Here is a 25,345-nt window from a genome sequence, read left to right as displayed (position 1 = left end):
CTACAGTTGGACTCTGTTCAAGATACTAGCGGCAACGGCGGCCTTGCTCCGTTTCACGCGCCCCTAGGGCGAGCCGGGAAGACCCTCCCGCTGCTGCCCGGAAGGAACCCTACATGACTGTCTCCGTTGCCGTTGCGGCTGTGACCTTTGACCGCCCCGGAGAGCTTGCAGTCCTGCTCGACGCCGTCAACAACCAGTCCCTACCGGTGGACACCATCTGTCTCGTGGACAGCGGTACCACTCCTTCGCGGGAGCTCGCATCGAGCCATCCGAACGTGGACTACGTCCGCTCCAAGGCCAACCTTGGCGGGGCGGGCGGCTTCGCCCTAGCCATCCTCAAAGCCGTGGCCAGCGGCGCCGAATGGGTCTGGATCATGGACGATGACGCCGAACCAGGGGATCCCGAATGCCTCGAAACCCTGGTTCGCGAAGCGGAAGCCCGGGGATTGGATGCCGTGGTCCCGCTCGTGGTGGCCCCCGGCCACCCGGATAAGCTCTCCTTCTTCTTCCGGATCGACGGCAAGGTGACCCACGACCGTTCCGAAGTCGAGAAGGCCGGGTTCCTGCCAGACGTCGGGCACTTCTTCAACGGGGCCCTCATCCGTTCCAGTGTCTTCTTCAAAGTGGGAGTGCCGGATATCCGGCTTTTCATCCGGGGCGATGAGGTGGACTTCATGATCCGCCTGAGGAAAGCCGGGATACGGTTCGGTACTGTCGCGACGGCGTGGATCACCCACCCGCACGCGTTTTCCGAGACGAAGCACGTCTTCGGCGCGCGCTGGCACGTGATCGTGCCGGATTCGGCGTTCAAGCGCTACTTCTACTACCGCAACCGCGGCTATTTGATCCGCAGGTATCGTCGCGGCAAGTCCATGGTGGCCGACGTCGGAGGCTACCTAGGCTATTTCCTCCCCCGGGGTGACTTCCGCGGGCTCGCCGAGTGGTTCCGGGCGTTCTCCGCCGGTTTGCGGAACAAGGGCTTCGGCCCCTTGGAGGACCAGAAGTTCTAAGGGCCCTGAGGGGCGCTGTTCTTGCCTGCAAGCCGACGGCGGACGAGCAGGCTGAGCAGCACCCACGGCTCACCGAACACCCGGTATGCGACGCGTCCCGGATGCAGAATGAGTCGCCAGGCCCATTCAAGCCCCAGCCGGCCGAGCCAGCGCGGAGCAAGCTTCTGGAGCCCCGCCAACTGCTCGATAGCCCCGCCGACCGTGCAATAAACGGCGGGCGGAAGTTCGCCCAGGCGACGGTGCAACACCGACTCCTGCAGCGGCATTCCAAGGCCAAGGAGCACCAATTGCGGACGGAACTCCGCCAGCCAGGCAACGGTAGCCTCCTCGCTGGAGGCGTCCCAATTCTCACCCGCCCGGCCAGAGACCTCGGCGCCGGGCACGATCTCCCGGAGCCGTTCGACCGTCTTGGCATTAGCCACGGGGCCAGCCCCGACGACGGCGATCCGGCGTAGTCCTTCAACACCGCCCAGCGCTGGCACCCAGTCCGTGGATCCCAGACGGTGTTCCATCAGCCCGGGGCCGTCAGTTCGTGAATCGCCGCGGCGGCCAAGTCCCCAAAGCATGGCGACGGGCGCACCATCAAGGAGGACCACATCGCTGCGTTCATAGAGGCGGCGGAAATCCGGACTCGAATGAAACAGCGTGACACTGTGCAGGTTGTGCCCAAGAACCACCTTCGTGGTGCCATCGGAAATGAACCCTCGCATGGCCTCGAGAAGTTCGTCGACGCGCAGGGCTGTGACGTCAACGTCCAAGAGGGGAACACGATCCCGGACCAGGCTCATTCGGCCTTGATCTCTCCGGAGACTGGGAACTCAGCCTGATCTTTCGGCGCTTCAGGCACCGTATCCGGCGCCACGGCCGACTCAGCCTCCCCGCTTGGCGCGGGCGCAGTCTCGCCAAGGGCCAACAGGCCCGGAACCACCTCGCGTAGGAGTTCCAGGGAAAGAGCACCATCGCGGACCACTCGAAGTGGCAAGGTAGTGGCGTCAACGATCGTCGACGCTACGGACTCGGTTCCTTCGACAGGCCGGAACCCGCCCTCAAGGTACACCTCGACCGATTCAGCAAGCTGGATCCTCGCCTCGGCAGCTGTCTGCGCCGCCGCTTGACCGGTGCGATTGGCCGAGGACACGGCCAGCGGACCGGTGCGGTTGAGCAGTTCAAGCGCAATTTCATCGTCGGGCATGCGCAGGGCCACGGTTCCGCGGGTCTCTCCCAGGTCCCAATCCAGGGACGGCTGGGCGTGGAAGATCAAGGTCAGGCCACCGGGCCAGAAGGCGTCTGCCAGTTTACGGGCTTCTTCCGATACGTCTGTTGCCAGCCCGTCCAAGGCATTGAGCCGCGGGATCAACACCGGGGGCGGCATGTGGCGACCGCGGCCCTTGGAGACGAGCAGCATGGTCACGGCCTGGGGCGAGAACGCGTCGGCGGCGATGCCGTAGACGGTGTCGGTCGGCATGACGATGCATTTCTTCTCACTGATGGCGCGCTGCGCATGCTCCAGGCCTTCGGCGCGTTGTTCCTCTGACGTGCAGTTGTAGCTTGTGGTCACAGCGCTATTCTTTCATTCCCCGGAGTCGGCGATTGCCAACACCGCACTCGTGGCACGTTCTTTGCCGTTGAGATCGACGTGGGTGGTGACCTCCGCCCAACAATCAGCGGACCTCAAATGTTCGGCAATCCACCCTGCCTGCACTTCCGCGTGCTCCATGACGAAGAAGCCCCCGGGCTTCAGGAGCCGCGCTGCAGAGGCGGCAGCCGCCGTCGGAAGCTCCATCCCGTCTGCTCCCCCGCCGTACAGCGCCTCGGGCGGATCATGCAATGCAACTTCAGGCTCGTTCGGAATCGCTTCAGCGGGAATGTAGGGCGGATTGGAAACGACGACGTCGAAAGTTCCGTTGTGTTCGGGCAAGGCATTGCGGAGATCGCCCTGCACGAGTTTCACCCCGAGGGGCTTCAGGTTCTTGGCGGCCCAGGCATGGGCAAAAACACTGAATTCAACGGCATGGACGTCTGCCCCAGGCACTTCGTGGGCAATCGAACCGGCAATAGCGCCGGAACCGGTGCCAAGATCGACAACCTTGGGGTGCGGGAGTCCCTGAAGGTGGTCAATGACCAGCTGGACCACCGATTCGGTTTCCGGCCTCGGAATGAACACCCCCGGTCCCACGGCAAGCGTGAGGTAGCGGAAATGCGCGACGCCGGTGATGTGCTGGAGCGGAACGCGCTGTGCCCGCTCGGCCACCAAGTCCCCGTAGCCATCCGGCGCGGCAGAATCACCAAGCAGCATGGCACGCAGGCGGCCGAGGCCGACACCCAGGAGGTGTTCCGCGAGGAGTTCCGCGTCCACGCGCGGAGTGGGGACTCCGGCGTCGGACAGGATGGTTGTTGCCTCGCGTACGGCGTCGGCGAGGCTTTGGCCCGGAAAGAGCGTCATGAAGATCCTTGCAGGCTGTTACTCGCCCAGGGCATCCAGGCGCGACTGTTCGTCCATCTCGATGGCCGATTGGATGACCGGCTCCAGGTCGCCGTTCATGACGGCGTCGAGGTTGTAGGCCTTGTAGCCGGTACGGTGGTCGGCAATCCGGTTCTCCGGGAAGTTGTAGGTGCGAATACGCTCCGAACGGTCCATGGTGCGGATCTGCGACTTGCGCTGGGCCGAGTTCTCGGCGTCGATCTGCTCCTGCTGGTGGGCCAGGATGCGGGCGCGCAGAACGCGCATGCCGGCTTCCCGGTTCTGCAGCTGGGATTTTTCGTTCTGCATCGCCACCACGATTCCCGTGGGAAGGTGGGTGATGCGGACTGCCGAGTCCGTGGTGTTGACGGACTGGCCGCCAGGCCCCGACGACCTGTAGACATCGATCTTGAGATCGTTCTGGTTGATTTCGAGCTCTTCGGGCTCATCCACTTCCGGGAGCACCAGCACACCGGCAGCCGAAGTGTGGATGCGCCCCTGGGACTCGGTGACGGGAACGCGCTGGACGCGATGCACGCCGCCCTCAAACTTCAACCGGGCATACACGCCTTCGGCGGGATCGTTCGAATTGCCCTTGACGGCCATCTGGACGTCCTTGTAGCCACCCAGATCCGATTCCGTTGCTGAGATGAGTTCGGTCTTCCAACCGCGCGACTCCGCGTAGCGCATGTACATACGCAGCAAATCGCCAGCGAACAGGGCAGCTTCGTCGCCGCCTTCGCCGCCCTTGACTTCAAGGATGACGTTACGGGCGTCGTCGGGATCGCGGGGAATCAGCAAGCGGCGGAGTTTCTCCTGGGCAGCCGGAAGCTTCGCCTCGATTTCGTCTACCTCGGCAGCAAATTCGGCGTCCTCGGAAGCCATTTCCTTTGCCGCTTCAAGATCGTCCATGAGCCCGCGCCACCGGTTGTACGCCTCCACGATGCCCTGCAACTGGGCGGAGCGCCGCCCCAACTTGCGGGCCAGGGCTTGGTCGGCATAAACAGCAGGATCACTCAACTGCGCTTGGATAGCAGCATGCTCATCAAGCAATCCCTGTACGGACTCAAACATTTCAAAACCTCTTTCGACTTCTACAAGTCTAATAACTGCAACGAGGGGTCACTTACGGCCCATGCGGAGGGCCCGGATGGGCCGTATCTGACCCCGCGTTGCAACGAGAAGGGGCGGGGGCGGAACATCCGCGCGGAATCAACCGCACGAACGAACCAGCGCCCGCCCCTAAAACAGCTATTTGTCGTTATCCGACTTGGCTCCAAGAGTCGTCTTCTGCACCTGCATGAGGAACTCGACGTTGCTCCCGGTCTCCCGGATCTTGTTGGTCAGGAGTTCAAGGCTCTGCTGGGTCTCGAGTCCGGACAGGACGCGGCGCAGCTTCCACATGATCTTGACTTCTTCAGGCGAAAGCAGGTTCTCTTCGCGACGGGTACCCGAGGCGTTGACGTCCACAGCCGGGAAGATGCGCTTGTCCGCCAGCTGGCGGGACAGGCGGAGCTCCATGTTGCCCGTTCCCTTGAACTCTTCGAAGATGACCTCGTCCATCTTGGAACCGGTCTCCACGAGGGCGGTTGCCAGGATGGTGAGCGAGCCACCGTTTTCAATGTTGCGGGCGGCACCAAAGAAGCGCTTCGGCGGGTAGAGCGCGGCGGAGTCGACACCACCGGACAGGATACGGCCCGAGGCCGGTGCTGCCAGGTTGTAGGCACGGCCCAGGCGGGTCATGGAGTCCAGGAGGACCACCACGTCCATGCCCATTTCCACGAGGCGCTTGGCGCGTTCGATGGAAAGCTCGGCAACCGTAGTGTGGTCATCGGCGGGACGGTCGAAGGTGGAGGCAATGACCTCGCCCTTGACGGTGCGCTGCATGTCCGTGACTTCTTCAGGACGTTCGTCAACCAGCACCATCATGAGGTGGACCTCAGGGTTGTTGGTGGTGATCGCGTTGGCGATGGACTGCAGGATGAGGGTCTTGCCAGCCTTGGGCGGGGAGACGATCAGGCCGCGCTGGCCCTTGCCGATCGGGGCCACGAGGTCGATAACGCGCGGGCCGATCTTCTTGGGGTCCGTTTCGAGGCGCAGTCGCTCGGACGGGTACAGCGGGACGAGCTTGGCGAATTCGACGCGGTCCTTGAGCTCTTCGGGCGTCTTGCCGTTGACCGACGTGACGCGGACGAGCGCGTTGAACTTCTGGCGCGCGGACTGCTGGCTTCGGTCCTCGCCGTCACGCGGGGCGCGGATTGCGCCAACGACGGCGTCGCCCTTACGCAGGTTGTACTTCTTGACCTGGGCGAGGGACACGTACACGTCGTTGGCACCGGGCAGGTACCCGGAGGTACGGATGAACGCGTAGTTCTCCAGTACATCCAGGATTCCCGCGACGGGAAGCAAGACGTCATCCTCGGTGACCTCGACGTCGTCGACGTCCGGGCCCTGGCCGCGGCCGCGACGGCGTTCGTTGCGGTCGCGGAAGCGGTCGCTGCGGGTGTTTCCATCGCGGTTGTCACGGTTGTCCTGCGGACCCTGACGGTCGTTGCGGTCGCGGCGGTTGCGACGATTGCGGCGGTTGCCCATGTCATCGCCGTCGTTCGTGTCTTCGCGACGCGTACGGGTGGTGTCGCGGCGTTCGCGCTGGCCGGATTCGCCAGCCTCGACCGAGGCCTGCTCGCCCTGGCGCGGCTGTGCCTGTCGCTGTTCCGCCTGGCGCTGTTCCGTCTGGCGCTGCTCGGGCTGACGCTGCTCGGCCTGGCGCTGCTCGGGCTGACGCTGCTCCGTTTGGCGCTGTTCGACGCGGGGCTGTTCAGCCTGGGGCTGCTCGGCTGCACGGGTTTCGCTTGCTTCACCGGTCTCCACAGGAGCAACGGCGGCTTCGCCACGGCGACGATTCCGCGTGCGCGGCTGGCGGCGTTCGCTAGCGGCCTCGCTTGCTTCGGCGACGGGAGCGGCAGGAGTCTCGGCAGTGACGGCGGGAGCCTCCGCGGTTTCCGTGGCAGCGGGAGCGGCAACAACGCCGTCGCTCGTAGCGCGACGGCTTCGGCCACGGCCACGTGCCCGGGTGCCGTCCTGCGCGGGAGCTTCGGTAGATGCGGCAGCGGTCTCAGCTTCTGGGGATGCAGGCGCAGTCTTTGCTGCTACGGCCTTGGCCGCAGTGGGAGCCTTGCTGGTGGTTGCACCGGCACGGTGGGCCGAGATAGCCGAAACCAAGTCCCCCTTGCGCATCCGGGACCCGCCCGAAATGCCCAGCTGACTGGCGAGAGCCTGGAGCTGCGCGAGCTTAAGGCCTGCAAGGCCGCTGCTCTTGGCGGTTGCGGCCGTTGATTCAGCTGCAGAAGATGTTGTGTCCACAGCTGAAGCCAGCTCAGTGGTTTCTGTCACGAAGGATCCTTCCCCCTCGACGGCGTCCAGACCTAGAGCTGGACGCGATGATTTGTTCTGGACTGCAGTTCAGATCTGCAGCCGTGATTTCGGTCTTGCCGGTTTAATTTCAGCAGGGCCGGATACTGATACGTCTTCGATGCTCCGGCGGGCGGGGCGCGGGCTGACGGTTCGGGTAACAGAAAGGGTTCTGTGGCACCTGCGGCAGGCCGATAAGGAGACGGCACCGGCAGACTTCGACACAGTAGGAGACGGGAACGGCATTAAGCCGGGATCCAATGTCAGGGAACTGCCCGCGGTTCTACCGCCGGTGCAAGTCCACTCTAGCACCTTCAACGTCCACCGCCAGTGTCATCACGCGCCAAGAAACGTCTGGTGTGTTGTCCGCAGTGAAAGAGGTGATCAATTCCGTAATCGCTTCTGCCTCGTCCGTGCCGTTTGCCAATGCCAGAACTGTGGGCCCGGCGCCGGAAACAACCGCCGCGTGGCCCGCGGTCCGCAAAGCCGCAATCAACGCCGCGCTAGGCCGCATGGCCTCGGCACGGTAGCTCTGGTGCAGGTAGTCCTCGGTTCCTGGAAGCAGGAAACGGGGCTCGGCCGTCAGTGCGTGGATCAGGAGCGCGGCGCGTCCTGAGTTCATTGCCGCGGCATGATGGCCGATGGACGCCGGAAGCAAGCCGCGCGCTGTCTCTGTGGACAGTTCGTAGTCCGGTACGGCGACGATGGGAATGACGGACGGGACCACCTCGGCACGGGTGCTGCTGTACTGCTCGCTGTCCTGCCATGACAAGGCCAGTCCGCCGAAAATCGCCGGTGCGACGTTGTCCGGATGGCCTTCCATCTCGCTCGTGAGTTGCAGGATCCACTCACGGTCGCGTTGGGCGGATTCGGGTACCAAGGCGTTGGCTGCGGTAACTGCCGCAACCACTGCCGATGCCGAGGAACCGAGTCCGCGACCGTGCGGGTTGACGTTGTCCGCGGTGATCTTCAGGCCGTTGTGCCGGAAACCGAGGCGTTCCAAGGCTGTGTTGATCGCTCGGACCACGAGATGGCTGGCATCGCGGGGAAGGGTGTCGGCCCCCTCACCGGAGAGCTCGAACTCAAGCTCTCCGGTGGTGAGTGTTTCGACGGTCAGGGTGTCGTAGATCGACAATGCCAGGCCGAGGCTGTCGTAGCCAGGGCCCAGGTTGGCACTGGTTCCCGGGACCCTGACGGTCAGCTGCTGGCCTGCCGCGACAAGCGCTAGTCCGGTCGCGGTGGGCTGCGTGGTTTCCACTCTTAGCTTTCTTCCAGTCCCAGTTCAGCTGCCACCGTCACGACGTCGTTCGGTACCTTGACGGGCTGGACTTCGCTGCCGTCCTCGGTACGGAGTGCCCACTGCGGGTCCTTGAGTCCGTGTCCGGTGACCGTGATGACGATCGTCTTTCCGGCGGGAACTTCGCCTGCGGCGTGTTTTTTGATGAGGCCGGCGACGCCCGCCGCGGAGCCGGGTTCTACGAAAACGCCTTCCTTGGCGGAAAGCCAGCGGTGTGCGTCGAGGATTTCTTCATCAGTCACGGCGTCGATGAAGCCGCCTGATTCATCGCGTGCCGCGATGGCCGTGTCCCAGGACGCCGGGTTGCCGATGCGGATCGCCGTGGCGATGGTATCCGGCTCAGTGATGGGGTGGCCGGCAACGAACGGCGCTGCACCAGCGGCTTGGAAGCCCCACATGGCCGGCGTCTTCGTGGAGACGGCGGGAAGGGTGCCGGCGGTTGTGGACTCGAAGGGCGCGCAGTATTCCTTGTAGCCCTTCCAGTACGCGCTGATGTTGCCTGCGTTACCCACCGGCAGGACGTGGATGTCCGGAGCGTCGCCGAGAGCGTCGACGATTTCGAAGGCACCGGTCTTCTGGCCCTGGATTCGGGCGGGGTTGACCGAGTTGACAAGGAACACCGGGTAGGACTCGCCGAGCTTGCGGGCGATGTCCAGGCAGTTGTCGAAGTTGCCGTCCACCTGGAGGAGCGTGGCGCCGTGCGCGATCGCCTGGCTGAGCTTGCCCATGGAGATCTTGCCTTCGGGGACCAACACGGCACACTTCAGCCCGGCGGCCGTAGCGTAGGCCGCAGCGGAGGCCGAGGTGTTGCCCGTGGAGGCGCAGACAACCGCCTTGGCGCCTGCTTCAACAGCCGCCGTCATGGCCATCGTCATGCCGCGGTCCTTGAAGGACCCGGTGGGGTTCATGCCCTCCACCTTCAGGTACACGGTGGATCCGGTGAGTTCGGAGAGCTTCTGCGCATGGACGAGCGGAGTTCCGCCCTCACCGAGGGTAATGACCTTCGTGGCTTCCGTTACAGGCAAACGATCAGCGTATTCGCGGATTACTCCGCGCCATTGGTGAGCCACTTAGACCCCTTCTACCCGCAGGACGGATGTCACAGAATTGATGACGTCCAGGCCCTTGATGGCCTCGACGGTTGCCGCGAGTGCGGCTTCGGATGCGCGGTGCGTGACGATCTTCAGCTCGGCCGACTCAACGTTCGAGGCGGCATCACGGTGGATCGTCTGACGCATGATCTCGATGGATACGCCGTGCTCCGCAAAGATATGGGTGATCCGCGCCAGGACGCCAGCCTGGTCGGCAACGTCAAGGCCGACGTAATAGCTGGTGTTCGATGCACTTATCGACAGTGCAGGCACGTGGCCGGTGGTGGTCTCGGTACGGCCGGGACCACCCAGCACCACCCGGCGGGCAGCCGAGACGAGGTCGCCCAACACGGCAGACGCCGTCGGGGTTCCGCCGGCGCCCTGACCGTAGAACATCAGCTCGCCGGCGTTCTCGGCTTCGATGAAGACTGCATTGAACGCACCGCGAACGGCTGCAAGGGGGTGTTCACGCGGCAGGAGGGTGGGGTGGACGCGGACTGAGATGCCGCCGTCGTTACCGGGCTCCGAGCTCTCGATCTTCTCGGCGATGGCGAGCAGCTTGATGACAAAGCCGGCTTCCTTCGCTGCCGCAATGTCGGCTGCGCTGACCTTGGTGATGCCTTCGCAGTAGACGTCTTCGAGGGCGAAGCGCGTGTGGAAGGACAGCGACGCGAGGATGGCGGCCTTGGCTGCGGCGTCGTGGCCTTCGACGTCGGCAGTGGGGTCAGCTTCCGCGTAACCGAGCCGTTGGGCTTCAGCCAGGGCGTCGGCGAACTGGGCGCCGGTGCTGTCCATCTGGTCGAGGATGAAGTTAGTGGTGCCGTTGACGATGCCCAGGACGCGGGTGATGCGGTCACCGGAGAGGCTGTCGCGGATGGGGCGCAGGATCGGAATGGCCCCTGCGACGGCGGCCTCATAGGAGAGCTGAACGCCGGCCTTGTCAGCCTCTTCGTAGAGTGTGGGGCCGTCCTGTGCCAGGAGTGCCTTGTTGCCGGTAACGACGCAGGCGCCGTTCTGCATGGCGGTCAGGATGAGCGAACGGGCCGGCTCAATGCCGCCCATGAGCTCGATCACCAGATCCGCGTCCTTGACCAGGGTGTCGGCGTCGGTGGTGAACAGTTCGCGCGGTAGCTCGACGTCGCGCTTTGAATCAAGGTTGCGCACGGCGATGCCAGACAACTCCAAGCGCGCACCACTGCGGGCAGCAAGGGCGTCGGCGTCGTCAAGGAGGATCCGCGCTACCTGGGCTCCAACGTTGCCACAGCCCAGCAGGGCCACCTTCAGGGTTCGCACTTCAGACATTCGCCACTCCCATGTCGCGGTTCAAGAGATCTTCTTCGGTTTCCCCGCGGACGATCAGCCGGGCGGATCCATTGCGCACAGCGACAACGCCAGGCCTGGCCAGATAGTTGTAGTTGCTTGAGAGGGCCCAGCAGTAAGCGCCGGTCCCCGGTACAGCGAGCAGATCACCGGCTGCCACGTCTTCGGGCAGATATACATCTCTAACAACTATGTCGCCGCTCTCGCAATGTTTGCCCACTACTCGGGACAGTTCCGGGACAGCGTCCGAGGTGCGCGAGGCCAGAATCGCCGAATAATCCGCGTCGTACAGCACCGGACGGGCGTTGTCGCTCATGCCACCGTCCACCGACACATAGCGTCGCGGGAACGTAACGTTTTCCTGCCCTGCTGAACTGCTCGGGGCATCCACACGCACGGTCTTCAGCGTCCCGACCTCGTACAAGGTGAAGGTGCTGGTGCCAACGATCGCGCGGCCGGGCTCGATCGAAATACGTGGCGAGGTGATGCCCAGCTCAGCACACTTTGAGCGTACGACGGCGGCCATCGCCTGCGCGATTTCGGCCGGTGGACGGGGGGTGTCCACCGGAGTGTAGGCAATGCCGTAGCCACCGCCCAGGTCCAGTTCCGGCAAGACGATGGAGTACTTCGCCTGCATCGCGGCGAGGAATCCCAACAGTTTCTCGGCTGCCAGGGCGAAGCCGTCAGGCTCGAAGATCTGGGAACCGATGTGGCAATGCAGGCCCAGGAGTTCCACATTGGAGTACGAGGTGGCCGCAGCGACGGCTTCTTCGGCGGCCGAGAGGCCTGCCGATTCCGTGGTATCCCCGGCCATGGAAAGACCGAATTTTTGGTCCTCGTGGGCCGTGGCGATGAATTCGTGGGTGTGGGCGTGGACGCCGGGAGTCAGCCGGAGCATGACCTTCGCCGTCTCGCCGCGGCCGGAGGCAATCTTGGCAACCCGCTCAAGCTCATCGAGGCTGTCCACCACGATGCGGCCGAGCTTCATGTCCAGCGCGCGGTTGATCTCGGCGTCGGACTTGTTGTTTCCATGCAGGCCCAAATTGGCGCCGTCGATGCCGGCGCGGGCCGCGACGGCGAGTTCGCCGCCGGAACAGGTGTCCAGGCGTAGGCCTTCCTCGGCCACCCAGCTCGCCACGGCAGTGCACAAGAAGGACTTTCCGGCGTAATAGACATCCACTCCCCCGCAGATGTCCTCAAAAGCTGCGTCGAACGCATCCTTGAAGGAACGCGCGCGGGCACGGAAATCGCCCTCGCTCATGACGAACAGCGGGGTGCCGAACTGCGCCTTCAGCTCACTGACGGGAACCCCGTCAATGACGAGTTCGCCGGCGTCGTTCCTCTGGACACCTTCGGCCCACATCGGCGCGTGGAGCGCGTTCGCGTCCTCCGGCACGGCGAGCCATTCGGGAGCAAGGGGTGAAGCTGCGGCGTTGCTGGGGCTTTGCTGCACGCCGATCACATCCGTTCCGGAGCTGAAACGCCGAGGAGTTCAAGTCCGTTGGCCAGCACTTGGCTCGTGGCGTCGTTGAGCCACAAACGCGTGCGGTTGACGTCCCGCACCGGCTCGTCGCCCAGCGGCGAAACGCGGCAGGCGTCGTACCAACGGTGGTATGCCCCTGCGATGACCTCAAGGTGGCGTGCCACCCGGTGCGGCTCGCGGAGCTCCGCGGCCTTGGCCACGATGGACGGGTAGCTGCCGAGGTAGGACAGCAGCTCGTTCTCGGTGGCGTGGTCCAGCAGGGACGCGTCGAAGGCGCTGTGGTCCACGCCAGCCTCGATTGCGTTGCGTGCTGTTCCGCGGGAGCGCGCATGCGCGTACTGCACGTAGAACACCGGGTTTTCGTTGCTGTTCTTCTTCAGTAGTTCCGGATCCAGTGTGAGCGGCGAATCGGCGGGGAAGCGCGCCAACGAGTAACGCACCGCGTCCTTGCCGAGCCACTCGATAAGGTCCTTGAGCTCGATGATGTTGCCCGCACGCTTGGACAGCTTGGCGCCGTTGACGGAGACCAGCTGTCCGATCAGGACCTCGATATTGACCTCGGGGTCGTCACCGGCGCAGGCGGCAATGGCCTTGAGCCGGTTGATGTAGCCGTGGTGGTCCGCGCCGAGCAGATAGATCTTCTCCGTGAAGCCGCGGTCCTTCTTCGACAAGTAGTAGGCGGCGTCGGCGGCGAAATACGTGGGTTCGCCGTTGGCGCGGATCATCACGCGGTCCTTGTCGTCGCCAAAGTCCGTGGTGCGCAGCCAGACTGCTCCGCCGTCGTCGAACACGTGGCCCTGCTCCCGGAGGCGCGCAACGGCCGATTCGATCGCACCGGCGTCGTGCAGTTCCTGCTCGGAGAAGAAGACATCGAAAGCCACGCCGAATTCGGCAAGAGTGTCCTTGATGTCCTTCATCTGGGCTTGGTAGGCGGCGGCGCGGATCACGGGAAGTGCTGCCCCGTCGGTGAGTTCACGGATTGCCGGATGGGCCTTGAGGACCTCGTCGCCTAGTTCCCGGATGTACTCACCAGGGTAGCCGCCCTCCGGAACGCCACGCCCGTGCAGGCGGGACAGTACCGAGTTCGCAAAAACGTTCATCTGCGTGCCGGCGTCGTTGATGTAGTACTCGGCAGTGACATCCGCACCGGAGGCGCGGAGCACGCGGGCAATGGAATCGCCCAAGGCGGCCCAGCGCGTGTGTCCAATGTGCAGCGGGCCCGTGGGGTTGGCGGAGACGAACTCCATGTTGACCACATGGCCTGCGAGCGCCTGGTTGGTTCCGTAAGAGCTTCCTGCCTCGACGATGGCCTTGGCCAGTGCGCCTGCAGCGGCGGCGTCCACGGTGATGTTAAGGAAGCCCGGGCCCGCGATCTCCACGGCGGTCACGCCGTCGATCGCTTCCAGCCGCTTGCTGAGAATCGTGGCGAATTCGCGCGGGTTGGTCCCGGCTTGCTTGGCCAGCTGCAAGGCAATGTTGGTAGCCCAGTCGCCGTGCTCCCGGTTCTTGGGTCGCTCCACGCGCACGTCCTCGGGGAGGGCAGATTCGGAAAGCGCAAGCTCGCCAGCGGCGACAGCGTCTTTCAGGCAGGCGGATATGGCGGCGGAGAGTTCTTCGGGAGTCACCCGTCTAGCCTACCGGTGGGGCTTGCAAGTGGTGGAATTCTTTGCATAGCGATCATGTACACGCGGGCACCAGTTGGCGCACAGGCTGCGCACAGTTTCGCCACGTAGAGCTCCCAGACTGAACCGTTAGGCTGAATTCAACGTTGAACGTGCGAACGGCCTGCGTGTGATCGGCCCCAGGCCGCAAACCATTTCTTGTCCAGTTGAAACGAGCAGAATATGACTACGCCACTCCACAAGAGCATTCTTGTCGGTGCCGCCGGCCTCTCCCTCGCCAGCTCGGTGGCCGCTTGCGCCCCCTCGGCCCAAGGCAGCACCCCGCAGAATACGAGCACGCAAGCGGGCTCCAGCAAACTGGCCACGACAGGCTCGTCATCGTCGGGCTCGTACAAGGACGGCACTTACAATGCCGACGGCTCCTACACCTCGCCCAACGGCCAGGAAACCGTAGGCGTCCAGCTCACCCTGTCCGGTGGCACTGTCTCCGCCGTGAACATCACAGTCCATGCCGACAACCCAAACACCAAGAGGTTCCAGGGAGAATTCAAGGACGGCATCGCGGCGCAGATCGTCGGCAAGAAACTGGACGATATCAACGTGTCCAAGGTCGCAGGCTCTTCGCTGACCAGTGGCGGGTTCAACCAAGCCGTGGAAATCATTAAATCCGAGGCCAAATAACCGCCATGACGCACGCGGGCTGGAGCGACTTCGACTTCGACGGAATCGGAACCCGGTGGGAGATTTCGACGCCGGAGCCGCTTCCCTCTGCGGTCCGCCGCAGCTTGTTGGGCGTTGTAGAGGACTACGACCGAAGCTATTCACGGTTCCGTGACGATTCGCTGATTGCGCGGCTCGCGCGGGAACCCGGAACTGTCGTTCTCCCGGCAGGGGCGTCCGGGCTGGAAGTGCTGTTCAGGAAGTTGTACCAGCTCAGCAGGGGTGCTGTGACGCCGCTTATCGGCAGCAGCCTTGAGCAACTGGGCTACGGGGCGGATTATTTCCTGCGACCCCTCGGCCACCCGGTGCCGGCGCCGCGTTGGGAAGACGTCCTGGAGTGGAACGGCACAAAGATCTCCACTTCTGCTCCGTTGGTCCTTGACATCGGCGCTGCGGGAAAAGGCCAGTTGGTGGACCTAGCAGCCGAGGTCCTGCGCTCAGCGGGGATCACGGAGTTCCTCGTGGATGCGAGCGGCGACATGCTCCATTCCGGTGCGGAACCCCTCGGTGTCGCCCTCGAACACCCTTACGATCCCACCCAGGCGATCGGCGTCGTTGAACTCCACGACCACGGCGCCCTGTGCGCTTCTGCAGCCAACCGGCGCGCGTGGGGCGACGGCCTGCACCATGTCCTGAACGGTGCTACCGGGCGCCCGGTAGAGACCGTGGTGGCCACCTGGACCATGGCCGCCACGGCAATGGAAGCCGATGCGCTGGCCACTGCGCTGTTCATGGTGGATCCGAAAGTGCTCGAGGAAGAATTCGTATTCTCCTGGCTCAAGGTCTATTCGGACGGACACGCCGCCTATTCGGCCGGCTTCGAAGGGACACTATTCACATGATTGCCCTCAAAGCGCGTGCGGACGCCTGGCTTGGCCGTTTCACGATGTACCGGCTGATCCTCTGGGTCCTCGCGGTTCTTGTGGTGTACAGCCTGGTGTTGAACGTCCTTGGCTGGCTGACCTTCGGCCTGCCGGAAATGCTGGTCCACCTGCTGCTGTGCCTGGGACTGACATACGTGTCCAGCCGACTCGCGGCCGTGCTGTTCAGGGTGCGGCCGCATTCGGAGTCATCACTTATCACCGGCTTGCTGTTGTACTTCCTGTTCTGGCCGACCGAACTAGTTCCTTCCGTTCACCTGCCCGATCTCGCCGGAATCGCTTTGGCGTGCGTCCTGGCATCGCTGTCCAAATACGTGTTGGCTTTCCGGGGCCGGCACATTTTCAATCCTGCCGCCGCGGGCGCCTTCATTGCCGGTCTCACTGGTTTGAACATCGCCACGTGGTGGGCGGCCACTCCGGCCATGCTGTGGCTTCTGGTTCCCGGGGTCCTGCTGGTGCTGTACCGGACGCTGAAGGTGCTGATGGCGTGCACTTTCCTCGTGGTGGCGGGGTCCATTGCGTGCGCTGTGCTCCTGAGAGGCGGCATGGCGTTCGGACCAGCGCTCTGGCAGCCGATCTCGCAGCAGCCGCTCCTGTTCTTCGTCGGCTTCATGCTCACAGAACCCCTCACTTTGCCACCCCGCCGCTGGCAGCAAGTGGCGCTGGCCGTCGTCGTCGGCATATTTTTTGCGGTGCCGTTCAACCTTGGCATCGTCGCCAACTCGCCCGAGCTCGCGCTCCTCATCGGCAACTTCCTCGCATTCCTCGTGGGACAACGGAGTGGGGTCCTGCTGACGTTCAAGGGTTCCCGTCCTTTGACTCCGTTCACTACCGAATTCCGTTTCGAGCCGCGACGGCCCGTTCGCTTCCTCCCAGGGCAGTTTATGGAACTCAACCTCCCGCACTCCCGCTCCGACGGGAAGGGACGCCGACGGGTCTTCAGCATGACCAGCGCACCGGGCGCACCCGAGGTGACATTCGGCGTCGGCACGGCGGAGCCTGTCTCGGCAGCGAAGCGCGCATTGCTCGCCCTGGAGCCTGGCGAGTGCGTTCGTGGCACCACCGTGGGCGGCGACTTCGTCCTACCGCCCGACGCCGGGAAACCCCTGCTGCTCATCGCGGCAGGAATCGGGATCACACCTTTCTTGTCCCAGCTGGCGTCGGTCGATTCCCAACGAAGGGACATCGTGGTGCTGTACCTCGCCCCCAGCGCTGCCGAGCTTGCCGGAAGCGATGTTCTGGAGGCATCTGGGGCGCGGATCATTTCGCGCGTGGCAGACGGTTCCCCACCGCCGTCGTTCATGCGCGACGCCGGACGGACCCGGATCGATGGCGACTCCCTGCGGGAACTCGTCCCGGATGTCGCCGGGCGGGACGTGTACGTATCCGGGTCCCCGGCAAACGTGGACACCCTTCGCGCTGCCGCCCGCCACGCCGGAGCCCGACGGATCCACGTGGACTCTTTCGCCGGCTACTGACGGCGCGCCCGGCCCGTTTTCCATTGCGGCGCGGTGACCTGCTAAGCTCATGGACGTCCCTCCGGCAACGGATGGGAGCCCCGGATGCCCTCGTAGCTCAGGGGATAGAGCGTCTGCCTCCGGAGCAGAAGGCCGTAGGTTCGAATCCTATCGAGGGCACCACAGAAAACCTCGCCAGTTCAAGGAACTGGCGGGGTTTTTGCTTCGACCGGCGAGTTGGTGGCGTGGCAAATTGAAAAATATGTGGAAAAACCGCGTCACGTTTTGCTCCCTCCCTCCACAACGTTCTTGTGCAGATACCAAAAGTGGAGCCCGCGACTGCGTTCCCGGAGCTCGAAGCCAAAGCCCCGGTCCTTGCCAGGAAACTCTCGCGCCTGCCAGCGGCACAACTCGCAACCATCCTTCGCGCGGAACCCAAGGACAACGATGCCGGACTGTGAAGCCGCCCGCCGCAACAAACAAGCCCTCTATGAAATCGAATTGGCATGGGGCAACGGCATCGTGGACCTTGGCAAACTGCAACGGATCCTCAAAGGTTCCGAAAACGACCCGGAACCTTTGCCCCCCTGCCCGGTGGAAGCCTCTCATTTGACGTGATGGCGGACATGCCGCGCCGACCCGGCCAAAATGTCGGCGCCCGCTCCTAAGCTGTTCGTACCCGGTCAAGTCCACCAGGTACGAAAGGGTTCGCCGTGATCTGTTCCATTATTCCGCCCTACATGCTGCGCAGGTTGGCAGCCCAGAATGAGCCCCGTCTGCGGATCATTGCACGCGCGGCCAAGGAATCCCTGCTCCAGATCAAGTCCCTTCAGGCGGTCCGCGCGCTTCCTGTGCCGGCCCCGGTGCCCACGGCGCGCCAGGCCAAGCCCGGACCTCCCAAACGGACCATCTACGACGCCGAATCTGCAGAGGTCCTGCCCGGCAAGCTTGTCCGCAAGGAGGGCGGTGCGGCCACGGGCGACGCAGCCGCCGACGAAGCCTACGACGGACTGGGCGAAACCCACAGGCTCTACGCAGAGGTGTTCAGCAGGAATTCAATCGACGGCGTCGGGTTGAAACTCGATGCTACTGTCCACTACGGCCAGCTATACGACAATGCGTTTTGGAACGGCAGCCAGATGGTCTTCGGTGACGGTGACGGCGAGATCTTCCAGCGATTCACGAAGTCGCTCAGTGTGATCGGGCACGAACTTGCCCACGGCGTCACCCAGTACACAGCGGCCCTCGCCTATCGGAACCAGGCCGGAGCCCTCAACGAATCCATGTCCGACGTTTTTGGGGTCCTGGTGGAGCAGCACGCCAAAAAACAATCCGCGGCCGAGGCCAGCTGGCTGATCGGCGAGGGCTTGTTCACCGATGCCGTTCAAGGCGCCGCGCTCCGTTCAATGAAGGCACCCGGCACCGCGTACGACGACGACGTGCTCGGGAAGGATCCGCAACCGGACTCCATGGATACGTATGTCCGCACCACTGCGGACAACGGCGGTGTCCACATCAACTCAGGCATCCCCAACCGGGCTTTCTCCATAGTTGCCCTGGAGCTGGGCGGCAATGCGTGGGAGGCGCCGGGGCAGATCTGGTACAACACCCTGGCAAGCGGTTCCCTGCCCGCAACGTGTACCTTCCGGCGCTTCGCCAAGGCAACCGCGGCGTCGGCAGAGGAACTGTTCGGCGCTGGTTCGTCCGAGCATGACGCCGTCTTGAAGGCGTGGGAAACTGTGAAGGTAAAGCTCTAGCAACACATTCCAGAGCAGTGGAAGCCGTCAAACATGAAAATCACCGTCCAGCGCAGCGGCGGGGTCGCCGCGATCACGCGCGTCTGGACCGTAGATGCCGCCAGCCCCGAAGACAAGCAACGCTGGATGCCGATTGTTGAAGCCTGCCCTTGGGACCAGGTGCCGTCCCGCGCACTAGCGGCCGCGCAGGCAGCCGGGAGAGCGGCCGGGCAAGCCGATCGGTTCATGTATTCGATCCGCGCGGGGCAACACCGGGCAACGCTCCCGGAAACCGCTGTCACGGGGCCATGGCACACCCTCGTGGAGAGTGCCAAGGTAGAGGGCCGGGAAACCCTCCGCTAGCCGACCTCGGCCAATTGGCCACGGAAAGCTCTCCGGTACGACTGCGGGCTCGTGGCCAGGACCTTGGCGAAGTGGTGCCGCAGCAGCACGGAATGCCCGAACCCTGCTTCCCGTGCAACTTCGTCAATGTTCAGTTCGGTGGTTTCCAGGAGTTCCTGTGCCCGGAGCACGCGTTGCGAGTTGAGCCAAGCCGCCGGCGTGGCACCTGTTTCGGCCCGGAACCGGCGTGCGAAGGTCCGGGCGGACATGTGCAGCCGGGCTGCCAGTTCGTTGACGCTGTGGTCCCTCTCAAGGTTCTCCACCATCCAGCGCAGCAGGGCCTCCATTGGGGCGGAGCCGCACGTGGGCATGGGCCGATCGATGAATTGGGCTTGGCCGCCGTCCCGGTGCGGCGGAACCACCATGTCGCGTGCAATGGCTGCTGCGACATTGGCGCCCAACTCCACTCGGACCAGATGCAGGCATGCGTCAATACCAGCCGCCGTGCCCGCACTCGTGATGAGTGTTCCGTCCTGGACGTAGAGCACGTTCTCATCTACATGGATCTTCGGATACCTGCTGGCCAGGTCCTGTGAATAGTGCCAATGCGTGGTGCAGCGGCGCCCGTCCAAGAGCCCGGCACGCGCAAGTGCGTACGCTCCGGAACATATAGACATGACCCAAGCCCCGCGCGCGTGTGCCGCCCTCAGCGCATCTAGTACGGATTCCGGAACATCCTCGTCCCTGCCATACGGAGCCATGATGACGAGGTCTGCATCGGCCGTGGCCTCCAATCCCAGGCCGACGTGCATCGACAGGCCGGACTTCATTTTGACATCGCCTGGGACAGGGGTACACACCCTGAAGTCAAAGCTGGGAACGCCACTCCCCCGGTCCTTGCGATCAATGCCAAAGACCTCGTAGGCGGTCCCGAACTCGAAGATCGAGAAGTTGGGAACCACAATGATTGCCACCGTTTTCAACATAGTTCCAGTGTGGCAGAAAATTGCCTAAAAGGGTCATTTCTGCCACTGTTTTGTGAACCGGATCAGGAACACGATGGAGACATGGAAATCGTCGGAATCTTGGTGTTCATCATCCTCGTCATCACTGCCGCTGCTACCGTCTCAACAGTTCTTCGGGATGGCCGCGGCCACCTTCCCCCCGTCCGTTCAGAACAGCCTTGGACCGCACGGGAACTGCCCAGCAGCCCTTACTCGACGCTTCGCGTCTTCTAACTACGCCTTCTAACTACGCCCTGTCCGGGCCCTCGTGCGGGATGCGTCCTGCGCCGGGGGCTCGGACACAGCCTAGAACCCAATGGGGACGACTATTGTCCGCATTGTGGGCTACATTCAATGCCATGATCCAAACGTCCGCGCGGCTGCTGCAATTGTTGTCCTTGTTGCAGGTCCGGCGTGAATGGACAGGTCCGGCATTGGCCAACCGCATGGGCGTCACCGAGCGCACCGTTCGCCGCGACATCGATAAGCTCCGCAACCTCGGCTATCCCATCCATGCCTCGCCCGGCATCGCCGGTGGCTACCAATTGGGTGCCGGAGCCCAACTCCCACCCCTGCTGCTCGACGACAACGAAGCCCTTGCCGTCGCTTTGGGACTGAACTCAGTTGCGGCAGGCCCTGTGGCTGGCATTGGGGAGGCGTCAGTACGCGCACTCGCCAAACTCGAACAGGTGCTCCCCTCACGCCTCCGCCCTAAATTCGCGATGCTCAAGGCCGCGGTCACCACCTTGCCCAGCAATGCGGCATCGGTGGATCCCCAGCAGCTCACGGTGGTCTCGGCGGCAATCGCGGACAAACGGCAACTCAGTTTTGACTACGTCAAGGCCGATAGCGACGCTGGCCGCCGCCTCGTGGAACCGTACCGTTTGGTGGACACCGGGCGCCGCTGGTACCTGGTGGCATGGGACGTCGACCGGGAGGACTGGCGCACGTTCCGCGCGGACCGCATCGTTTCCCTGCCGGTTGAACGGAAAAAATATGTGCCGCGACCCCTGCCGGCCAAGGACCTCGCAGACTACGTCCAGCGATCCGTGACCCGCTCGCCTTACCGCTACGACGTCGTCGTGCGCCTCCATGCCCCCATCGGCGAGGTGGCCGCCGTCGTCGGCCCGCAGCTCGCGAGCTTGAGCGACGACGGCGGGAACGCCACCCTGCTTCGTGCGGGCTGGGACAGCCTGGCGCAGCCGGCCGCGCACCTCGCTGCCCTGGACATGGACTTTGAGATCATCTCTCCGGAGGAGTTCAAGGACTACGCCCGCACCATGGCCGGGCGCTTGGAAAAAGCTGCCGGGAGCCATGCACTGCAAGGCAACGCGCCGCCACAGTAGACTGTCAGCAGCCATGACACTTCATATTTCCTACCCCGCAGAGCTGCCCGTCTCCGAGCGCCGCGAGGACCTGATGGCGGCCATCGCCGCAAACCAGGTGACCATCATCGCCGGCGAAACCGGCTCCGGCAAGACCACCCAGATCCCCAAGATGTGCCTGGAACTCGGCCTTGGGGACAAGGGACTGATCGGCCACACCCAGCCGCGCCGCCTTGCCGCGCGTACCGTTGCCGAACGTATCGCCTTTGAGATGGGCGTGGAGATCGGGCAGGAAGTGGGTTTCCAGGTCCGGTTCACCGGCGAGGTCAGCAAGGCTACCAAAATCAAGCTCATGACCGACGGCATCCTGCTCGCAGAAATCCAGCGCGACAAGCTGCTGCGAAAATACAGTGCCATCATCATCGACGAGGCGCACGAGCGCAGCCTCAATATCGACTTCATCCTGGGCTATCTCAAGCGGATCCTGCCGCAGAGGCCGGACTTGAAGGTGATCATCACCTCGGCCACCATTGATCCCCAGCGTTTCGCCAAGCACTTCGGCAGCGAAGAAGAGCCCGCGCCGATCATCGAAGTCTCAGGCCGGACCTACCCGGTGGAAATCCGCTACCGGCCGCTGTCCCAGCCCGCCGGCGGTGGCGATGAAGACGCGTCCGACGACGAACTCGAGGAAGACCGCGACCCTCTCGACGCCGTGTGCGACGCCGTCGACGAGCTCGCCCTTGAGGCCCCGGGAGACATCCTGGTGTTCTTCTCCGGCGAGCGCGAGATCCGCGACGCAGCTGAGGCCCTGAACGGCCGGATCCCGTCCAACCGAAGGCTGGCGGGAACCGAAGTCCTGCCGCTGTTTGCCCGCTTGAGCTTGCAGGAGCAGCACAGGGTCTTCAACCCGGGCGGTAAGCGGCGGATTATCCTGGCTACGAATGTCGCGGAAACATCGTTGACGGTTCCCGGCATCAAGTACGTCATCGACACCGGTACGGCCCGTATATCGCGCTACTCGCACCGGACCAAGGTACAGCGGTTGCCGATTGAACGTGTATCGCAGGCATCGGCAAGCCAGCGTTCCGGTCGTTGTGGACGTGTCTCCGAAGGCATCGCGATCCGGCTGTATTCGGAGGAAGACTTCGAGTCCCGTCCGCAGTTCACCGATCCTGAGATCCTCAGGACCAACCTCGCGGCAGTCATCCTGCAGATGACGGCCATGGGGGTGGCCCGCGGTCCCAAAGACGTCGAGAACTTCCCGTTTGTTGAGCCGCCAGACTCGCGTGCCATCAACGACGGCGTCACGTTGTTGCGCGAACTCGGCGCCTTGAGCGCGGCGCGCACGGGCGAGGGCGGCGCTCCCCCCACGGGCGACAGCGGCAACGGACGCGTGAGCGGCGGCCTAACCGCCGTCGGGCAGAAGTTGGCCCAGCTCCCGGTCGACCCTCGGCTCGGCAGGATGATCGTCGAAGCCGGGAAGCGAGGCTGTGTCAAGGAAGTCATGATCCTGGCAGCTGCGTTGACGATCCAGGATCCGCGCGAGCGTCCAACAGACAAACAGCAACTTGCAGCGGAAAAGCATGCACGTTTCCGGGACGAGAACTCGGACTTCACGGGGTTCCTAAACCTGTGGAACTACATCCAGGAAAAGCAGCACGAACTCTCCTCCACGCAGTTCCGCCGGCTGTGCAGGAACGAGTTCATCAACTACCTGCGCGTCCGCGAATGGCAGGATCTCTTCCAGCAATTGCGCCAGCTCGCCAAGCCGCTGGGCATCACTATCGACAACAAGCGCGAAGCCGACCCCGTAGGCAACAACGAGGGCATCCACATCAGCTTGCTCTCGGGGCTCCTGAGTCACATCGGCATGCTGGATGAACGCAAGCGCGAGTATGCCGGAGCACGCGGCAGCCGTTTCGCGATCTTCCCTGGCTCGGCACTGTTCAAGAAGTCACCGGCATTTGTCATGGCGGCGGAATTGGTGGAAACAAGCAGGCTGTGGGCCAGGGTTGCAGCCAAGTTTGATCCCTTGTGGGCCGAGCAGGTAGCCCCCGATCTCCTGAAGCGCACCTACAGTGAGCCTCATTGGTCCACCCGCACGGGTTCGGTCATGGCGCACGAAAAGGTCATGCTCTACGGAGTTCCCATCATCCCGAACCGCCGCATCAACTACGGCAGGATCGACCCCGAGCTCTCCCGCGAACTCTTCATCCGGCATGCCCTGGTGGAGGGCGACTGGAAGACCCACCACAAATTCTTCCATCGCAACCGCGCCCTCCTCCGTGAGATCGAGGAGCTCGAGACACGGATGCGCCGCCGCGACATCCTGGTGGACGACCACACGCTCTTCGAGTTCTACGACGCCAGAATCGGCAAGGACGTGGTCTCCGAACGGCACTTCGACAAATGGTGGAAGGATGCCCGCCAGCAGGACCCCACCCTGTTGGACTTCGACCAGTCGCTGCTCATGAGCGAGGACGCCGAAGCCCTGGATGATTCCGCCTATCCGAAAACCTGGCTGCACAAGGGCTTTGAGCTGCCCCTGAGCTACGAGTTCCATCCCGTCGCTCCCGGCTCGCCGCCCAATCCCTCGGACGGCGTCACGGCCGAGGTGCCGGTGCTTTTCCTCAACCAGCTCGACGACGCCGCATTCCGCTGGCAGATCCCCGGCCAGCGCGTCGAACTCGTGACTGCATTGATCAAGTCCCTGCCCAAGCACATCCGCAAGAACTTCGTACCGGCCCCGGATGTTGCCCGGCAAGCAGCTGCTGCCTTGGAGAATGACTTCGATCCGGCCTCGGATGACCTTGAGGCCTCGCTCGAGCTCGTGCTGCGCCGCATCCGCGGACACATCATCCCTCCGGGCTCGTGGAATTGGGACGCCGTGCCCGCACATCTGCGCGTCAGTTTCAAGGTGGTGGACAGCCGCGGCAAAGTACTGGACGAGGGCAAGGACCTCGCCGTACTCCAGGAGCAACTGGCCCCGGCCACCCGGCGAGCCATCGCCGAATCACTCGGGGCAACACCCGCGATGGCGGCGCGCACGAAGGGTCCGAGGGGCACCGGAACGCCCGCTGACCGAGTTCCAGCCTCCGCCCGCGGAAACGGCCGCGGCGGGCCGATCCAGCAGCCTGGCGGTTTCCTGTCCGAGCAAACCGGCCTCACCGAGTGGACTTTCGGCGCTATTGAACGCCAAGTGACCCGCACGGTGAAGGGTCACGATGTCACCGGTTTCCCCGCCCTGGTGGACGAGGGCAAGTCCGTCGCATTGCGGGTGTTCCAGACCCGGGCGGAGCAGGAGTCGGCAATGCGCAGCGGCGTTATCCGGCTGCTCGCCCTGCGGGTTCCTGCCCCGGACCGCTATGTCCTGGAACATTTGAACAACACCGAGAAGTTGACGTTCAGCCAGAACCCTCACGGCTCGGTGAGCGCCTTAATCGCTGACTGCGTCCTGGCGGCCATCGACAAGCTGACTCCGGCCGAACTTCCTTGGGACAAGGCAGCGTTCGAGGCCCTGTACGAACTGGTCCGAGCGGAACTGATCGACACCGTCTTCACGGTGACGGCCGTCGTCGAACGCGTCTTGGCGAGCACCCGGCGGATCGAGAAGCAACTCAAGGGCAGCACGAGCCTCGCCCTGATCAGTGCGCTCAATGATATGAAGAGCCAACTGGAGCAGCTCGTGTTCCCCGGTTTTGTAGCACAGACGGGCTACGCACAGCTGAGCCAGTTGCCGCGGTATCTGGCCGGAATTGAGAAGCGCCTCGAAAAGCTTCCGAACAATGTCCAGCGGGACGGGTTGAACATGTCGGTCGTGCAGGGCGTGGAGGATGACTACGACGACGCCGTCTCCGCACTGCTGCCCGGCCGACGGGCGGGCGCCGAGTTAACACGGGTGCGCTGGATGATCGAGGAGCTGCGCGTGAGCCTCTTCGCGGTCGAACTTGGCACGGCCTATTCGGTCTCGGAAAAGCGCATCCGGACGGTGCTCAACCAGGCGCTGGCACCAGCCTAGGCGCCGCGACGGGCTAAGACGCTCGCTCCTGCACTTATGAGGGTTAGGCCCGAAACCTTCCTGCACATCTAACGCAGGCAGGTTTCGGGCCTTCGCACCAAGGTGAGCGAGCGTTTGGGAAAAGGGCAGCAAAGGTGAGCGGGCGTCTGGCAAGACAAACGCTCGCT

At 63.7% G+C, this 25,345-nt stretch carries 21 protein-coding genes and 1 tRNA gene; 11 read left to right on the top strand and 11 right to left on the bottom strand.

What is annotated here, in order from left to right; genetic code table 11:
- The first annotated feature begins 113 nt into the window (after positions 1 to 113).
- Positions 114 to 1,010 (top strand): glycosyltransferase, encoded by an 897-nt coding sequence (locus HNP00_RS06420; protein ID WP_184737124.1) that lies wholly within the window; start codon positions 114 to 116, stop codon positions 1,008 to 1,010.
- Here HNP00_RS06420 and HNP00_RS06415 read toward each other — a convergent pair.
- The 10 genes from HNP00_RS06415 to argS form a co-directional block, all read right to left on the bottom strand.
- Positions 1,007 to 1,798, bottom strand: coding sequence for a WecB/TagA/CpsF family glycosyltransferase (locus HNP00_RS06415; RefSeq protein ID WP_184737123.1), 792 nt, complete (start codon positions 1,796 to 1,798; stop codon positions 1,007 to 1,009). The genes HNP00_RS06420 and HNP00_RS06415 overlap by 4 nt on opposite strands.
- Positions 1,795 to 2,568: an L-threonylcarbamoyladenylate synthase gene (locus tag HNP00_RS06410; protein ID WP_184737120.1), complete on the bottom strand. Its 774-nt coding sequence runs from the start codon at positions 2,566 to 2,568 to the stop codon at positions 1,795 to 1,797. The genes HNP00_RS06415 and HNP00_RS06410 overlap by 4 nt, the downstream gene beginning before the upstream one ends.
- A 12-nt stretch (positions 2,569 to 2,580) precedes the next feature.
- Complete coding sequence (gene prmC, locus HNP00_RS06405; RefSeq protein ID WP_184737118.1) at positions 2,581 to 3,453, bottom strand: peptide chain release factor N(5)-glutamine methyltransferase; 873 nt, start codon at positions 3,451 to 3,453, stop codon at positions 2,581 to 2,583.
- An 18-nt stretch (positions 3,454 to 3,471) separates the two neighbouring features.
- Positions 3,472 to 4,545, bottom strand: a complete 1,074-nt coding sequence (gene prfA, locus HNP00_RS06400; RefSeq protein WP_028264759.1) for a peptide chain release factor 1 — start codon at positions 4,543 to 4,545, stop codon at positions 3,472 to 3,474.
- Positions 4,546 to 4,722: 177 nt separating this feature from the next.
- Positions 4,723 to 6,864, bottom strand: coding sequence for a transcription termination factor Rho (gene rho, locus HNP00_RS06395; RefSeq protein ID WP_184737116.1), 2,142 nt, complete (start codon positions 6,862 to 6,864; stop codon positions 4,723 to 4,725).
- 301 nt (positions 6,865 to 7,165) lie between these two features.
- Positions 7,166 to 8,140: a homoserine kinase gene (gene thrB, locus HNP00_RS06390; RefSeq protein WP_184737114.1), complete on the bottom strand. Its 975-nt coding sequence runs from the start codon at positions 8,138 to 8,140 to the stop codon at positions 7,166 to 7,168.
- A gap of 2 nt (positions 8,141 to 8,142) precedes the next feature.
- Positions 8,143 to 9,249, bottom strand: a complete 1,107-nt coding sequence (gene thrC, locus HNP00_RS06385) for a threonine synthase (protein WP_184737112.1) — start codon at positions 9,247 to 9,249, stop codon at positions 8,143 to 8,145.
- Positions 9,250 to 10,572 carry a homoserine dehydrogenase gene (locus tag HNP00_RS06380; RefSeq protein WP_184737110.1) on the bottom strand — a complete coding sequence of 441 codons (1,323 nt, stop codon included), beginning with the start codon at positions 10,570 to 10,572 and terminating at the stop codon, positions 9,250 to 9,252.
- Positions 10,565 to 12,043, bottom strand: coding sequence for a diaminopimelate decarboxylase (gene lysA, locus HNP00_RS06375; RefSeq protein WP_184737108.1), 1,479 nt, complete (start codon positions 12,041 to 12,043; stop codon positions 10,565 to 10,567). The genes HNP00_RS06380 and lysA overlap by 8 nt, the downstream gene beginning before the upstream one ends.
- Before the next feature lie 5 nt (positions 12,044 to 12,048).
- Positions 12,049 to 13,698, bottom strand: coding sequence for an arginine--tRNA ligase (gene argS / locus HNP00_RS06370; protein ID WP_184737106.1), 1,650 nt, complete (start codon positions 13,696 to 13,698; stop codon positions 12,049 to 12,051).
- 219 nt (positions 13,699 to 13,917) lie between these two features.
- On the opposite strand from argS, the gene HNP00_RS06365 reads away from it, so the two are divergent.
- The 7 genes from HNP00_RS06365 to HNP00_RS06335 all read left to right on the top strand — a co-directional run bounded on the left by HNP00_RS06365 (position 13,918) and on the right by HNP00_RS06335 (position 18,852).
- A complete protein-coding gene (locus tag HNP00_RS06365) occupies positions 13,918 to 14,376 on the top strand; it encodes a hypothetical protein (RefSeq protein ID WP_184737104.1) in 459 nt (152 codons plus the stop codon).
- A 5-nt stretch (positions 14,377 to 14,381) separates the two neighbouring features.
- Positions 14,382 to 15,257, top strand: coding sequence for an FAD:protein FMN transferase (locus tag HNP00_RS06360; protein WP_184737102.1), 876 nt, complete (start codon positions 14,382 to 14,384; stop codon positions 15,255 to 15,257).
- A complete protein-coding gene (locus HNP00_RS06355) occupies positions 15,254 to 16,774 on the top strand; it encodes an FAD-dependent oxidoreductase (protein WP_184737100.1) in 1,521 nt (506 codons plus the stop codon). Before HNP00_RS06360 ends, HNP00_RS06355 begins: the two co-directional genes overlap by 4 nt.
- Before the next feature lie 86 nt (positions 16,775 to 16,860).
- Positions 16,861 to 16,936, top strand: a tRNA-Arg gene (locus HNP00_RS06350).
- A 128-nt stretch (positions 16,937 to 17,064) separates the two neighbouring features.
- Positions 17,065 to 17,214, top strand: coding sequence for a hypothetical protein (locus HNP00_RS06345; RefSeq protein WP_184737098.1), 150 nt, complete (start codon positions 17,065 to 17,067; stop codon positions 17,212 to 17,214).
- 279 nt (positions 17,215 to 17,493) lie between these two features.
- Positions 17,494 to 18,510 carry a M4 family metallopeptidase gene (locus tag HNP00_RS06340; protein WP_184737447.1) on the top strand — a complete coding sequence of 339 codons (1,017 nt, stop codon included), beginning with the start codon at positions 17,494 to 17,496 and terminating at the stop codon, positions 18,508 to 18,510.
- 33 nt (positions 18,511 to 18,543) lie between these two features.
- Positions 18,544 to 18,852, top strand: a complete 309-nt coding sequence (locus tag HNP00_RS06335; RefSeq protein ID WP_184737096.1) for a protealysin inhibitor emfourin — start codon at positions 18,544 to 18,546, stop codon at positions 18,850 to 18,852.
- Here HNP00_RS06335 and HNP00_RS06330 read toward each other — a convergent pair.
- Positions 18,849 to 19,817 (bottom strand): GlxA family transcriptional regulator, encoded by a 969-nt coding sequence (locus HNP00_RS06330; RefSeq protein ID WP_184737094.1) that lies wholly within the window; start codon positions 19,815 to 19,817, stop codon positions 18,849 to 18,851. The two genes, HNP00_RS06335 and HNP00_RS06330, sit on opposite strands and share 4 nt — an antisense overlap.
- Positions 19,818 to 19,898: 81 nt before the next feature.
- Here HNP00_RS06330 and HNP00_RS06325 point away from each other — a divergent pair, with 81 nt between their 5' ends.
- From HNP00_RS06325 to hrpA, 3 genes are all read left to right on the top strand, one after another.
- Positions 19,899 to 20,069 carry a hypothetical protein gene (locus HNP00_RS06325; protein ID WP_184737092.1) on the top strand — a complete coding sequence of 57 codons (171 nt, stop codon included), beginning with the start codon at positions 19,899 to 19,901 and terminating at the stop codon, positions 20,067 to 20,069.
- Between the two features lie 125 nt (positions 20,070 to 20,194).
- On the top strand, positions 20,195 to 21,181 hold the full coding sequence (locus HNP00_RS06320; RefSeq protein WP_184737090.1) for a YafY family protein: 987 nt from the start codon (positions 20,195 to 20,197) through the stop codon (positions 21,179 to 21,181).
- Positions 21,182 to 21,194: 13 nt separating this feature from the next.
- The gene (gene hrpA, locus HNP00_RS06315; protein WP_184737088.1) at positions 21,195 to 25,178 is read left to right on the top strand and encodes an ATP-dependent RNA helicase HrpA; all 3,984 of its coding nucleotides are present in this window, start codon (positions 21,195 to 21,197) and stop codon (positions 25,176 to 25,178) included.
- Positions 25,179 to 25,345 lie beyond the last annotated feature (167 nt).

This window comes from Arthrobacter sp. AZCC_0090 (genome assembly GCF_014207375.1).
GTDB lineage: Bacteria > Actinomycetota > Actinomycetes > Actinomycetales > Micrococcaceae > Arthrobacter.
This window is presented reverse-complemented; position numbering and strand designations above follow the sequence as displayed.

Bases quoted from the DNA above. Each gene is read 5' to 3' on its own strand.
- HNP00_RS06420 (WP_184737124.1), top strand. From the start codon at position 114: ATGACTGTCTCCGTTGCCGTTGCGGCTGTGACCTTTGACCGCCCCGGA.
- HNP00_RS06415 (WP_184737123.1), bottom strand. From the start codon at position 1,798: ATGAGCCTGGTCCGGGATCGTGTTCCCCTCTTGGACGTTGACGTCACA.
- prmC (WP_184737118.1), bottom strand. From the start codon at position 3,453: ATGACGCTCTTTCCGGGCCAAAGCCTCGCCGACGCCGTACGCGAGGCA.
- prfA (WP_028264759.1), bottom strand. From the start codon at position 4,545: ATGTTTGAGTCCGTACAGGGATTGCTTGATGAGCATGCTGCTATCCAA.
- HNP00_RS06380 (WP_184737110.1), bottom strand. From the start codon at position 10,572: ATGTCTGAAGTGCGAACCCTGAAGGTGGCCCTGCTGGGCTGTGGCAAC.
- HNP00_RS06365 (WP_184737104.1), top strand. From the start codon at position 13,918: ATGACTACGCCACTCCACAAGAGCATTCTTGTCGGTGCCGCCGGCCTC.
- HNP00_RS06360 (WP_184737102.1), top strand. From the start codon at position 14,382: ATGACGCACGCGGGCTGGAGCGACTTCGACTTCGACGGAATCGGAACC.
- HNP00_RS06355 (WP_184737100.1), top strand. From the start codon at position 15,254: ATGATTGCCCTCAAAGCGCGTGCGGACGCCTGGCTTGGCCGTTTCACG.
- HNP00_RS06340 (WP_184737447.1), top strand. From the start codon at position 17,494: ATGCTGCGCAGGTTGGCAGCCCAGAATGAGCCCCGTCTGCGGATCATT.
- HNP00_RS06335 (WP_184737096.1), top strand. From the start codon at position 18,544: ATGAAAATCACCGTCCAGCGCAGCGGCGGGGTCGCCGCGATCACGCGC.
- HNP00_RS06330 (WP_184737094.1), bottom strand. From the start codon at position 19,817: ATGTTGAAAACGGTGGCAATCATTGTGGTTCCCAACTTCTCGATCTTC.
- HNP00_RS06325 (WP_184737092.1), top strand. From the start codon at position 19,899: ATGGAAATCGTCGGAATCTTGGTGTTCATCATCCTCGTCATCACTGCC.
- HNP00_RS06320 (WP_184737090.1), top strand. From the start codon at position 20,195: ATGATCCAAACGTCCGCGCGGCTGCTGCAATTGTTGTCCTTGTTGCAG.
- hrpA (WP_184737088.1), top strand. From the start codon at position 21,195: ATGACACTTCATATTTCCTACCCCGCAGAGCTGCCCGTCTCCGAGCGC.